This window comes from Kiloniella sp. EL199 (assembly GCF_900313065.1).
Taxonomy (GTDB): Bacteria; Pseudomonadota; Alphaproteobacteria; order Kiloniellales; family Kiloniellaceae; genus Kiloniella.
The window spans coordinates 181,742-195,036 of the sequence record NZ_OMPU01000004.1; the positions used below are offsets into that span (position 1 = coordinate 181,742).

Annotated in this window: 12 protein-coding genes; 1 reads left to right on the plus strand and 11 read right to left on the minus strand. The window is 42.9% G+C overall.

What is annotated here, in order from left to right; translation table 11 throughout:
- The first annotated feature begins 22 nt into the window (after positions 1 to 22).
- Positions 23 to 580, plus strand: a complete 558-nt coding sequence (locus D9A03_RS01520; protein WP_120495471.1) for a TRAP transporter small permease — start codon at positions 23 to 25, stop codon at positions 578 to 580.
- 22 nt (positions 581 to 602) lie between these two features.
- Here the strand turns inward: D9A03_RS01520 and maiA are convergent, their stop codons facing one another.
- The 11 genes from maiA to D9A03_RS01575 all read right to left on the minus strand — a co-directional run bounded on the left by maiA (position 603) and on the right by D9A03_RS01575 (position 13,021).
- Positions 603 to 1,256, minus strand: coding sequence for a maleylacetoacetate isomerase (gene maiA, locus D9A03_RS01525; RefSeq protein ID WP_120495472.1), 654 nt, complete (start codon positions 1,254 to 1,256; stop codon positions 603 to 605).
- Between the two features lie 3 nt (positions 1,257 to 1,259).
- Positions 1,260 to 1,757, minus strand: coding sequence for a MarR family winged helix-turn-helix transcriptional regulator (locus tag D9A03_RS01530; RefSeq protein ID WP_120495473.1), 498 nt, complete (start codon positions 1,755 to 1,757; stop codon positions 1,260 to 1,262).
- Between the two features lie 75 nt (positions 1,758 to 1,832).
- Positions 1,833 to 3,137: a TRAP transporter large permease gene (locus tag D9A03_RS01535; protein WP_120495474.1), complete on the minus strand. Its 1,305-nt coding sequence runs from the start codon at positions 3,135 to 3,137 to the stop codon at positions 1,833 to 1,835.
- Positions 3,134 to 3,664: a TRAP transporter small permease gene (locus D9A03_RS01540; protein WP_120495475.1), complete on the minus strand. Its 531-nt coding sequence runs from the start codon at positions 3,662 to 3,664 to the stop codon at positions 3,134 to 3,136. The genes D9A03_RS01535 and D9A03_RS01540 overlap by 4 nt, the downstream gene beginning before the upstream one ends.
- 76 nt (positions 3,665 to 3,740) lie before the next feature.
- Positions 3,741 to 4,766: a TRAP transporter substrate-binding protein gene (locus D9A03_RS01545; protein ID WP_120495476.1), complete on the minus strand. Its 1,026-nt coding sequence runs from the start codon at positions 4,764 to 4,766 to the stop codon at positions 3,741 to 3,743.
- A 138-nt stretch (positions 4,767 to 4,904) separates the two neighbouring features.
- Positions 4,905 to 6,974 carry a CocE/NonD family hydrolase gene (locus tag D9A03_RS01550; protein WP_120495477.1) on the minus strand — a complete coding sequence of 690 codons (2,070 nt, stop codon included), beginning with the start codon at positions 6,972 to 6,974 and terminating at the stop codon, positions 4,905 to 4,907.
- 117 nt (positions 6,975 to 7,091) lie between these two features.
- A complete protein-coding gene (locus D9A03_RS01555; protein ID WP_120495478.1) occupies positions 7,092 to 7,931 on the minus strand; it encodes an alkaline phosphatase family protein in 840 nt (279 codons plus the stop codon).
- Between the two features lie 68 nt (positions 7,932 to 7,999).
- Positions 8,000 to 9,634: an ABC transporter ATP-binding protein gene (locus tag D9A03_RS01560; protein ID WP_120495479.1), complete on the minus strand. Its 1,635-nt coding sequence runs from the start codon at positions 9,632 to 9,634 to the stop codon at positions 8,000 to 8,002.
- Positions 9,634 to 10,455: an ABC transporter permease gene (locus tag D9A03_RS01565; RefSeq protein ID WP_120495480.1), complete on the minus strand. Its 822-nt coding sequence runs from the start codon at positions 10,453 to 10,455 to the stop codon at positions 9,634 to 9,636. The genes D9A03_RS01560 and D9A03_RS01565 overlap by 1 nt, the downstream gene beginning before the upstream one ends.
- Positions 10,456 to 10,464: 9 nt before the next feature.
- On the minus strand, positions 10,465 to 11,424 hold the full coding sequence (locus tag D9A03_RS01570) for an ABC transporter permease (protein WP_120495481.1): 960 nt from the start codon (positions 11,422 to 11,424) through the stop codon (positions 10,465 to 10,467).
- A gap of 10 nt (positions 11,425 to 11,434) precedes the next feature.
- The gene (locus D9A03_RS01575; RefSeq protein WP_120495482.1) at positions 11,435 to 13,021 is read right to left on the minus strand and encodes an ABC transporter substrate-binding protein; all 1,587 of its coding nucleotides are present in this window, start codon (positions 13,019 to 13,021) and stop codon (positions 11,435 to 11,437) included.
- Positions 13,022 to 13,295 lie beyond the last annotated feature (274 nt).

The window sequence follows — 13,295 nt, forward strand, 5'->3', positions numbered from 1 at the left end:
TTATTTTGTGGAGATTTGCCAAATGGCTGAAATTATCAAATTGTTTGATGTTGCGGTCAGTAAAATTCTTACAGCCCTTTGTTCTGTTTTGCTTCTTCTGATGGTAATTTTCACCGTTTATTCTATTGTTATGAGATATGTTTTTGAAAATCCACCTGTTTGGGGAGATCTTCTGACTGTACTCAGTAATATCTGGCTCGTTTTTTTCGCTTTAACCCTGACGGTTAGAAATAAAGATCATATTGCTCTGGATCTTATATATTCTCTCCTCCCCCTTAATGTTGCTTTTGCAATTCAGCAATTTTGGACTTTGGTAATTGGCGGATTGGGCGTAATAATGATTATTTATGGAATGGAAGCTGTTGAAACAATGGGGGGTAAATATTGGGAAATGTGGTATTTTACCTGGGAAAATGGGACAATAGTATTCAAAGAAAATTACATGCCCAAGAAATATGCAATTGCTATCGTACCTATTTCGGGATTTCTTATTTGTATTGCAGCATTAATTTCGGTTTTGGAAGATATTTTTCGATTAAAGGCAGGAACTTACGAAAGAGCACAGGAAGCAGATCTATAATTCAGTTTTATGAATTAACTCCTCAATTTATTTCTGCATCTATCTGATTTTCTGGTCGCGCTTTTTCAAAAGCTTCCAACTTCAGACAGTTTTCTTCTATTCTTCTTATCTCAGAAAATTTTGCGATAGAGATATCAAAGCGGTGCGCGTTATAGAGTTGGGAAACCAGACAACAATCAGCCATTCCCGGCTCTGTTCCAATACAATATGGCCCTTCTGTTTTACGCATTTTCAAACGCTGTTCAAACGCTGATAATCCCTCTAGAACCCAATGCGCGTACCATGTGGATTTTTGATCTTGAGAAAGTAACATTTCCCCCGTTAGGTACTTAAGAACTCGTAGATTGTTTATCGGGTGAATGTCACAACAGACCAGTTGAGATAGGCTTCTGACAAAGGCTTTATCGGCGGCATTATTTGGTAATAAATTATGCCCAGACAGGACCTCATCCAGATATTCAATTATTGCCATTGATTGCGTTAGAGTGCCGTGTTCTTTCGTTTCCAAGACTGGCACAAGTTTTTGTGGATTTATTTCTTTATATTTATCCCCCAGTTGCTCTCCACCATTTTTAACAAGATGCACAGGTACAATATCGTATTCAACTTTTTTGAGATTCAGAGCAATTCGAACACGGTAAGCCGCTGTTGATCTCCAATAGCTATAGAGCTTCATTGATCAAATATCCTCGACCAGTTTATCCGCCCCAAAGCATTTATCTGCATTTTTCAAAACACGAGCCATAAGCTTTTCCAGCGTTTCCTTTTCAGTTTCACTCAAACCATCAAGAATTTCCTGTTCGCGTTTCAAGACAAGTGGAATAAGCTCTTGAAGTGTATCGTTCCCCTTCTCTGTCAAAAGCAAATTCACTTTGCGCTTATCAATCTCATCCACATGGCGTTCTATAAACTCTCGCTCTAAAAGACCTTTGATCGCCCTGCTGACCTGTACCTTATCCAGACTGGAATAGTCGACCACTTCGCTAGCTGAAAGCGGTTGGCTATTCCCTAAAACAACCATCACACGCCATTGATATACGGTTAGCCCCTTGGACTTTGTATAGACTTCGGCAATCGACTGGCTTACAGAGCGGTAAAAAACACGAACTTTATAAGGAAAAAAGTCCTTTAAATCTAATATTTCGCTATCTGGCTTTATTGAATTCTCATCGGTCATTTTGTCTTATACGCCACGTTTTATGAATAGGTTGATTTACATTTTTGTCTGTTTAACAAATCGACATCATCTCAGCTAATCCATTAATAATGCCGGCAACCACATAGATAGTGCCGGGAAAAGGATTAAAAGAGCCAACCGAACAACATCTGCCATTAGAAATGCGACAACGCCTCGGCTAATCGTTTGCAATTTTAATCCAGGTGTCCCCGCCATAATGATAAACAAATTCATTCCCACAGGTGGGGTAATCAAGCCAACTTCGACAACTGAAACCATAATCACACCGAACCAGATTGGATCAAATCCCATGTTGGTAATCAAAGGATAGATAAAGGGTAACGTCAGCAAAATCATTGATAACGCATCCATGAAACACCCCAGGATAATATAGAAGACAATAAGCAGTATCAGGATGGTATATTTATTCCAGCCCAGTTCACTGACATAAGCTACCAAAGCTTGCGGAAGTCCCGTTGTTTCTACAAAATAATTGAACACCGCAGTTCCAATAAGAATCATAAAAATCATTCCGGTTGAACTCGCGGTTTCTTCCAAACATTCGATAAATGTATGGCGATCCATTTTCCTCTTGAGCAATGCAAGAACAAAGGCCCCTATAGCCCCTATCGCAGCGGCTTCTGTTGGGGAAAACCATCCAGCGTAAATTCCACCAATGACAACAGCAAATAACAGGATAACCGGCCAGACATTTAGCATGGAAATTACCCGCCCGGACCAGTCAACAGGTATATCTGCGGGGGCCAAGCCGGGATTTTTGGCCGTTTTTATTCTTACGGCCAGCATGTAAAGTATCGTCGCAAGTAAACCGGGTATGAGAGCCGCAGCAAAAAGACGACCGATCGATTGCTCTGTCAAAATGGCATAGATCACCATAATAACGCTGGGAGGGATCAAAACCCCGAGTGTTCCACCAGCAGCAATTGTTGCGCTCGCCAAGCCATCGTCGTAATTCCGACGGCGCATTTCGGGCATTGCAACACGACACATGGTCGCTGCCGTTGCCAAAGACGATCCGCAGATGGCACCAAATGCAGCGCAAGCCCCAACCGTTGCCATAGCCAATCCACCCTTGTAATGCCCGATAAAAGCGTGCGCAGCATCATAGAGTGCCCTGGATAACCCTGCTTTCGAAGAAAAGACACCCATCAAGATAAATAGTGGAATGACAGATAATGAATAAGGGAAAATTGATTCGAAGGGAACAGACCCCATAATAAAAGCAACGGAATCAAATCCGTTAATAATTAAACCGCCAACCATACCAACAATCCCCATCGCAATGGCAATGGGGACTCTGATGGCAATTAAACCAAAAAGAATAGCAAAAGCAACGAGACCAATAGTCGTCGATGTCATGACTTCGTAGCCCCCTCTTCTTCTAATGGATTTTGTCTTTTTCCAATCAGATTTAAGAAGCTGGTGATTAACAATCCAACAGAAATTATTCCTGATAATGCAGAGCCAACTAAAACAGGTATCCAATAATAAATCATCGGCAAACCAAGGGTGATCGAAATATCGCCATATTGATGCTGTTGCTCAGCCTGCTGAAAACCAAACCAGGCAATGGCGCTCATAAAGATAACGCAAAGAACCATTCCCAAGGCTTGGCACAACGCGGCCGCCTTTTCCGGCATACGTTCAGATAAAATGGATACCGCAACATGGCTTTTTTTCATAAAAGCATAGGGTATTGAGAGATATGCAGCCGACATAACCATCAGCTGCACCAAATCAATGGTGCCATAAATCCCTACGTTATCAATCTTTCTCAAAACAACATCCACCGTTGTAATGAGCATTGCGCCCAGTAAAAACAAGATCGCAACCCAAGCAACATATTTAATTAGATGATTAAAATATTTAGATATTGTTATAATCATTCTTCACACGAACAGCTCTACGATGACTTGAAAATGGTCACTTCAAGCGATGGTTAAAGCGACCATCTGAAAGGGATTACTGTTCGTATTTTGCGATAGATTTTACCGCAGCACCATAGATTTCCTGTGCATTATCCACGCCCGCCTCTTCCAAATTTTTTAGATAATTTTCTGTGGTCGGTTCTAGAGAACGACGCCATTCTTCCCTTTGATTGTCGTCAAGAACAACAATTGGGCTTCCCTTTTTCTTGATATCTTCAAGGCCCGGTTTATCCCAGTTATCCCACCATGGGCCAAACTTCGCGACCAGGGTTTCACCAGACATGTCATCTATGATCGTTCTGATTTTTTCCGGTAACGCGTTATACTTTTTCTCGTTCATGATGAAATAAAAGCTTGTTGTATAAGCTTTTGCATCAAGATGATAATCCAGAACCTCAGCGAGCTTAAAGCCATGAACCCCGTCATACGGAAATATTGTACCGTCGATCACACCCTTTTGAAGGTTTTCATAGACTTGTGTCGGAGGGAGACCAACCGGTGTTGCCCCAAGTTGCTTGAGCATCATGGATGTTGCCGCAGAAGGTGCGCGCACACGTAATCCTGCAAGGTCTTCCATGTTTTTAACCTGCTTTCCACGGGTATGAATAAGGCCGGGGTTATGAGCATGTAAGGCGAGTACCTTTAGGCCTTTATATTCTTCGGCAAGGTAGGTCGGATACAAATCCCATAATGTACGGGATGCTGCATCAGATGATTTTGTCATGAATGGCAAATCCATGATCAAGGTACGTGGCAAACGTCCACGGGGAAATCCGGTAAGGCCATGAGAAATATCAACAACACCTGCCTTTACCTGATCATACTGCTTCGCGACATGACCAAAGGCAGATCCGGCAGGAAAGATAGTTACCTTGACCTGCCCCTCGCTCCGCTCTTCGAGCTCTTTAGCCCATGGTTCAAGGAATTGCGTTTGGGTTGGATGAGACGATGGTAAAAAATGACTTAACTTTAATTCTATTTCTGCCCCGACAGCATTCGAAAAAATCGTCGTCAATGTCGTGGTTGCAACTGTTGCCAACGCAATGAGTGTACGTTTCATCCTATAACCTTCCCGCTCTTTTTTTATTTCAGTATGTGCAGATCTTAAAGTTATTTATTTGCAGGACGAGTATAGTTTCATGTGAAACTATACTGCAAGCTATTCTTGCAACTCATTGCATAGACAATGTAATTTCCTCTACATATGATCTCTGGGAATAGCTTTTTGATAGTCACGGGCAAAAATCTCTTTATCCCCTTCGTAAGCATTCATTTTACCTGAAATATCAAAATTATCTGCATTTAAAACCATTGAAACGTCAGTTTCCAGTTTGATTGACCAACCATCGCGAGACATATAACAGCACCATTGTGACGTTGCTTCCGCTCCCAAGGGCGTATCAGGATTTACAGACCATTTGGTAAAGCTGGTATGCCTGACATGTAAAGCGTGTCCCAGAATTTCAGTTGTCCCTGTATCATCCTCGGTAATGTAATGTGTCCGATTTCCAGCGAGGTCCTTTTCAACTCTGCGCTCTGTCTTAGATGGCGTAATATCTTTGTAAGCAGGTAACGGATTTGCATCTTCTGGTTCAGGCATATGAATTTCATCATTGACTATCGTCTGATTACCCGTAGCTCTTGCCGGCAATGAAAGTGCCGTGTTTTCCCCAAGGGAAATTGAAGCTGTTACATGATAGGGTGACGGCATGATTAATGGCCAATAGGCTGTGGATATTGAAACTCTAATTCGGTGCCCAGGTAAAAACCGATAACCGATATGATCTAGTATTACCGTGATATCTTCTGCCTGCCCCGGTATCATTTCCTTTGGCGTTTCGTTGTTATGGCGATGCGCCAAATTCAAAACACCAAAACATACGCGATGAGATACACCGTCAGGATGCACATCGATCAATCGTACGGCCAGATTTCCAAGCGGCGCATCAATTGCCACGTTTAAAGATAACGTTGGTTGGCCAAGGATCTCAATTGCGTCACTAAGAATATCTGTTTCAAAGACCAAAGATCCCCCATCATCAATGCGTTGATCGCCCGGTGTTTCCGTATCTGGTTTCAAGGCAAAGACCTCACCACAGGCAATACCTGTATCTTCGGGAGAACAGATAGATAATCGGCCTCCACAATCATTTCTACTTGTCTCAGTAAGACTGTGATCTGCATTCAAGTATAATTTTTGCATCGAAATATTATTGGATGGCCAGGTTTCTTCTTTAACCCATCTTCCCTCTTCATGTTCTCGCCAGCGAGAAGGTTTAACATTCTGCGAGATATAAGCACGATAGGCCGGTAAACTTTCTGCTTCATTTTGTTCATCACAAAGCCAACGATCCCACCAACGAAGCGCTTCCTGATGAAAATTTGATCTGGGATGAGGATATGCAAAATGCGGATATTTGTGAACCCAGGGGCCGTTAATGGCCTTGGTGAGGTTTGGCATATTCTTAGCTGCTTCGGGTGGTGCATTCTTATAGGCGTCAGCCCAACCGGAAATTACCAAACTTGGAATTTCCACCGCACCATAATCCTGTTCAATCGAACCATGCTTCCAAAAATCATCATACCGTTGATGAGATAACCATTCATCCAGAACAAGGTTTGCGCCCTCTAAGCGATCAAGCCACATATCCCGCCACTTATCGCCAACCAAATCAGGATCAGGGGGACGATTTGCAAAACATTGCATCACACCAGACCAGGACAGGTTTGAATTCAGGTGGCAGCCGCTTTTATAATGAATATCAGAATTATATCGATCAACCGTAGAACCAATCGATATAATTGCTTTTAATGGTTCCGGTCGCAAAGCCGCAATTTGCAAGGCATTAAAGCCCCCCCATGATATGCCCATCATGCCTAGCTTGCCGTTGCACCAGTGCTGTTCCGCTATCCAGTTAATTGCTTCTACGCCATCAGCAAGTTCGCGAGGGGAATACTCATCATCAAAAACCCCGTCAGATTCACCTGTTCCAGATATATCGACACGGATCCCTGCGTATCCTGCTTTGGCAAAGACCGGATAGGTGCTTTCATCTCTCTGTGCTGTTCCATCACGCTTACGATAAGGAAGATACTCAAAGATCGCAGGAACGGACTTAATTCCCCCCTCTTCGACTTCAACCAAATCAGGCATCCAGATACGCGCAGACAGTTGGCGACCATCCTTTAGTGGTATCCAGATGTTTTCCCAGACACAGAAACCGTCGTGTTGAGTGACATTTGATTGGGGTTGGAAGCTTGTCGCCATATTACACCTCAAGAACTATATCAGGAAAAATAAACAGCTATAAAAAAACTGGATACGAAGACCTTATCGAAAGTTTTCGCACCCAGTTACAATTAAAACAGACAAAATATAGTCAGTTTACTTCAAAAAAGGCTTTGCCTTCATCGTATCTGCAATCGATGCACCCATCCTGGAAAGAATTGTCGGAGCAAGCTGCAGTTGATCGAGTAACACATCTTCTTCCGGTCCGTCACCGCCGCCAAACCAATACAGCGCAACATCCTGTTGATCGTCTCCCCGACCACCGTGGTGTCCACGATCTGATTGTCCGTGATCAGCTGTTACGATGACTTCGTAACCATTCTTGATCCAGCGTGGCAAGAAATGTGCAAGCATCGCATCTATAGCAAAGCAGGCGTGATCCATTTCGCCGCAATCATGCCCAAACCTGTGCCCCATGGAATCAAGGGTACATGTATGAAGGATGCCGTAATCGATTTTATGACGTTCCGTCAACATGGTCAGTGTGGCAAATAAATCCGCATCTGACGGGGTCATCTGGTTTTTGTGTCCATAGCCGGTCATGGTATGAAAACGACCATAATTAATAGGGCTGTCTTCTTCGTCATATTCAATATCACGAACCATATCAAAAGGTGCACGATTAAAGAATTCAGACCAGAATGAATGCGTGACAGCACCAGTTTTTCCGCCAGCTGCCCGTACCTGACTAAAGATATCAGCCTGTTTAACACGGAAAATGGACTCATTAGACACAACATGATGCTGTTGCGGCGTTACCCCCGTATGAATCGAGGCATAACAGGATGCAGATGTTGATGGCAGTACTGCGCGCATTTTCCAGACACGTGCTTCACCGGATTGAACCCAGCCTTCCAGGTTGCCCATATAACGCCGCGCATCTCTCCAGGGTTGACCATCCAAAATGATCAACAACACTTTATTTTTAAGAGCCAAGAGATTACCTCCCCAAACAGCACTGATATTAGCCAATGTTCTATATTGGCAGTGGATATAAGTGCCGACTAATTGCCGGCACTTTCCATTTTTCGATGCGCCAAAACTTCTTCCAACCACCCCAGCTTCATTTCAGGCACAGAGGAAAGTAGTAGGTCAGTGTAATCATCGAAAGGAGGTGAAAGAACCTCGGATTTGGTTCCATATCTCACCAATTCCCCAAGATACATAACAGCAATGGAATCAGATATTGATTTTACTGTTGCAAGATCGTGGGTAATAAAGAGATAGGCGACATTCTCAATCTTTTGCAAATCAAGCAAAAGCTTCAAAATACCATCAGCAACCAGTGGATCGAGCGCAGATGTAACCTCATCACAAATAACAAGCTTGGGTTTTGCCGCCAATGAACGTGCAATACAGACACGCTGCTTCTGACCACCGGAAAGTTCTGCGGGATAACGGTCAATGAACATTTCACCCATTTCAATTTCGTCCAGCAGTTCAACAACGCGTTTGCGTTTTTCAGCGCCTTTCATGCCGAAATAAAGTTCAAGCGGGCGACCAATAATTTGCCCGACAGTCTGGCGGGGGTTCATTGCCACATCAGCCATCTGATAGATCATCTGAAGTTCGCGCAGATCATCAAGGCTTCGATCAACCAGAGCCGGAGTTAGCTCTTTACCATCAAAGACAATACGCCCCTCACTTGGGGGTAAAAGCCCTGTAATCACCCGTGCCAACGTTGATTTTCCTGAGCCAGATTCCCCAACAACAGCCAGTGTTTGACCCGCATGAATATCTACAGAGACATCTTTCAGAACTTTAATGGTGCCTTCATAAGATGCCGTAATATTCTCTACACGAAGGATAGGATTGTCTGTCGGCTTTTTTTCTTCATGGGTGATCGAATGCGCCTTTACCAGTTCCTGTGTGTATTCTTCTTTCGGGGCTTCAATAATTTGCTGAACAGTTCCATGTTCAACCATATTACCGTGTCGCAAAACAAGAATTTCATCAGAAACCTGTGCAACCACAGCCAGATCATGAGTAATGTACAATGCAGCAACGCCTGTATCTTTGATGGCTTTTTTAATCGCCGCCAAAACGTCAATCTGGGTTGTTACATCAAGCGCTGTTGTCGGTTCGTCAAAAACAATCAGATCAGGCTTCGGGCACAGTGCCATAGCCGTCATAACACGTTGTAACTGTCCGCCAGATACCTGATGCGGATAACGATTACCGATGTTTTCCGGATCGGGAAGCCCCAAAGATCTGAAGAGCTCAACAGCACGTTCTTCTGCTTGCGCTTTGCTTGAAAGCCCATGCAACAATGTGGTTTCGATAACCTGGTCCATCAAACGCATGGCCGGGTTAAAAGAAGCCGCCGCAGACTGGGAAACATAAGTAACTTCCCTGCCCCGCAATTCCCTTAAACCATGGGCCTGAATTTTCAGTATATCGCGCCCATTGACGAAAACCTCGCCACCGGTAATTTCAACACCACCCCGGCCATAGCTCATCGAAGAAAGGCCAATGGTTGATTTCCCCGCACCACTTTCGCCAATCAATCCCATAACCTGACCTTTTTTCAGGATAAGAGAGACATCATGAACAATGGTAATATCGTGCGGTTTTTCACCCGGAGGATAGACGGTTGCACCAATTTTGAGGTTCTTAATCTCAAGAAGATTATCAGACATTATCCGCGCCCTCCTTTCAGATCACTCGTTCTATTGAGGATCCAATCCGCAACAAGATTTACAGAAATTGTAAGTATTGAAATTACAAAAGCAGGAATCAACGCAGCGGGAATATGAAAAATAATACCTTCTTTATTTTCTTTGACCATACCACCAAGGTCGATATCTGGTAACTGTACGCCCAATCCCAAAAACGATAACGATGATAAGAATAATATAGCGAAGATAAATCTAAGCCCTAATTCAGCAACTAGTGGAGATAAAGCATTTGGAAGTATCTCTCTAAAAACAATCCAACTGGTACCTTCTCCTCTTAAGCGAGCCGCTTCGACATAATCCATGACATTAATATCAACAGCAACAGCCCTAGAAAGCCTATAAACACGCGTACTATCTAAAATTCCCATTACAAGTATTAGTGTAATAATATTTGCAGGTAAAACAGCAAGTACAACTAATGCAAAAATTAGTGTGGGTATAGACATTAAGAGATCTACTGCACGAGAAAGTATCATATCAAGCCAACCACCTTTAACTGCGGCAGTAAAACCTAGAATAGATCCCAAACTGAAAGAAATGAATGTTGCAGCTCCGGCTATAAAGATAGTGGTTCTTGTTGCATAGATCATTCTTGAAACAAGATCTCTACCAAGATTGTCCGTCCCTAGCGGAAGTTTATCAGAAGCCCCCTCCCATACATCACCAATACTTTGACCCAATTCATAAGGAGCTAACAAAGGAGCAAAAATGGCAACGAATAAAAAACCAAAAGATACTAACATCCCTACAATTGCGCTAAGGGGTATACGTCTTAAATTCATATTGCTCCCCTATTTTGGATGCCTTAAACGTGGATTGGCGATAATAGAAACAAGATCTGCAATAATATTTAGTGTAATATAGACACTCGCGAATATTAGAGCACATGCTTGTACAACTGGTACATCTCGTTTTGATACATGATCAACCAAATACTGGCCTAAACCAGGGTATACAAAAATACTTTCTACAATGATTACACCAACTACAAGATAAGCAAGGTTAATCATAATAACGTTTACAATTGGAGCAATTGCATTTGGGAATGCATGTTTTCGTATTACAGTAAACGGAGATAATCCTTTAAGTTCAGCTGTTTCTATATACGCAGACTGCATAACGTTTAAAATTGCAGCTCTGGTCATACGCATCATATGCGCTAAGACAACAAGAACTAAAACTGTAACGGGTAGTGCAATAGTATCTAATTTCTCCAGTAGAGACATCGATTCATTAGGTATAGAAACGGAAGGAAACCACCCCAAAATCACGGCAACATAGAACATCAACAAGTACCCGATAAAAAACTCAGGCAGTGAGATAGATGCTAATGTCACACCAGAAATCAATTTATCAGGCCAGCGATTTTTATACTGTACGGCAAAAAGTCCGAGAATTACGGCAAGTGGAACAGAAAATAATGCAGCCCAAGATGCTAGAAATATTGTGTTAGAAAATCGATAACTAACAGCTTCACCAATAGGTTTTCCATTTGACAGTGCTGTTCCAAGATCTCCTTGTAATAAGCCAGCCAACCACTTGAAATAGCGGACATAAGCCGGGTCATTCAGGCCAAGTTCTTTACGCAGATTAGCAACAGCTTCCGGTGTTGCCGACTGACCTAGAATAGATTGCGCGACATCTCCTGGCAAAATCTGGGTTCCAATAAAAATCAACCCCGATGCCAGAAAGAGAAGAAGGAGGCCCAACGCTATGCGTTGAGCCACCAGATTCAGAATGGGATGTCCCATGGATCGCTGATTACGCTAACCAGGTTTTTGCGAGGGCGAAACCGTTCATCATTTCGCCACTTGGATCGTCTTCATAACCGCCGACTTTATCGCTAACAGCACCAATAAAATCATTGAACATTGGAACAATCACACCACCTTCATCACGAACCATCACACCCATTTCACGGTAGAGAGCAATACGTTTGGCCTGATCGAGTTCACCACGTGCTTCAACCAAGAGTTTGTCAAAATCTGGACGGAAGAAACGTGTATCATTCCAGTCAGCAGATGACTGATAAGCTGTAGAATACATTTGATCCTGCACTGGACGAGATCCACTCCAGTAAGAAGCAGCAAATGGTTGTTTATTCCATACTTCAGTCCAATAGCCATCATCTGGTTCACGCTTAACATCCAACGTGATACCACATTTAGCCGCAGATTGTTGGAATAGCTGTGCCGCATCGACAGCACCAGCAAAAGCAGTCCCGGCAGTCCGAAGTAGTATAGATCCTTCGTGACCTGATTTTTTGAAATGGAATTTCGCTTTATCCGGATCAAAAGTCCGTTGTTCAATATCTTCAGAAAATAACGGATATCCACCATTAATTGGCATGTCATTACCAACAGAACCATACCCACGCAAAATTTTATCAACCATTTCTTCACGATTAATGGCATATTTCAATGCAAGACGAAGGTCATTGTTATCAAATGGTGCCGTATTACAGTGCATCAAGAATACATAGTGACCACGACCTGAAACACTTTTCACCTGAATACCCGGAACGCGTTCCAAAAGGTCAGCAACTTTTGGCTCTACACGGTTAATCATGTGAACTTGACCACCTTGAAGAGCTGCAGTTCTGGCTGTTGCATCATTTAAGACTACAATCTCAATTTGATCTGCATGACCACGACTGGAATCCCAATAATTAGGATTACGTTCTCCGCCCTGTCTAACTCCTGGTTCATTAACAGTTACCTTATAAGGCCCAGATCCAATACCTGCATCAGGAGCATCCATTCCACCATCAGGTTGGATAATAAGATGATAATCTGACATCAAATAAGGCAAATCAGCATTAGCAGTTTTCAAAGTCACTGAAAAAACATCACCGTCTGCTTTCATAGACTCAATATTACGCATAACACCCAAAGCACCTGATTTTGTATCATCGCTTGAATGGCGCTGCATTGTTTTCAGGACGTCTTGGGCTGTTACTGTTTTCCCGTTATGAAATTCGACACCTTTACGGATGGTAAAGTGCCATGTCTTCGCATCGGCAGAAGGTTCGATACTTTCAGCCAAACGATAATTAATTTCACCTATACGGGAAACCTCAACGAGTGTTTCTCCCCAACATTTACCAAAATCATGAGAAACCTGGGTCAGGAAAGTTGCCGGATCAAGACTATTCGTACTTTCACCACCGGCAAGCCCAGCTTTTAGAGTTCCACCTTTTTTGGGACCTTCGGCCATTGCAGCGCTGGATAACAGGCTGCCCGCAGCAGCGGTAGAGACACCGACAGCAGCAGCTTTGCCCAGGAACTCACGACGACCCAGTTTTCCCTGAGCGGCAAGCTTTGCCAGATAATTAATATGTTGTGTCATTCCTATTCTACTCCCTGTTTGCATTTATCTTTTTAGGCGAGAACCATATAAGCGTTTAATCGCTTTTATTTTATCATATGATTCAAATGATTATAAGTTTTAATTATTTTTCGACCCTCCACTTTACAACCTGATAGCATCAGCTAAATCATAAAGCGGCACAAAACCTCGTTCTTTTTGCATGAAGAAAAATTAACCCTATACACGCCCTCCAGTTTTGATTCTGTTTTTCAGAATCTTTAATTATGAATAGATTCTACTATTCATAATTTTG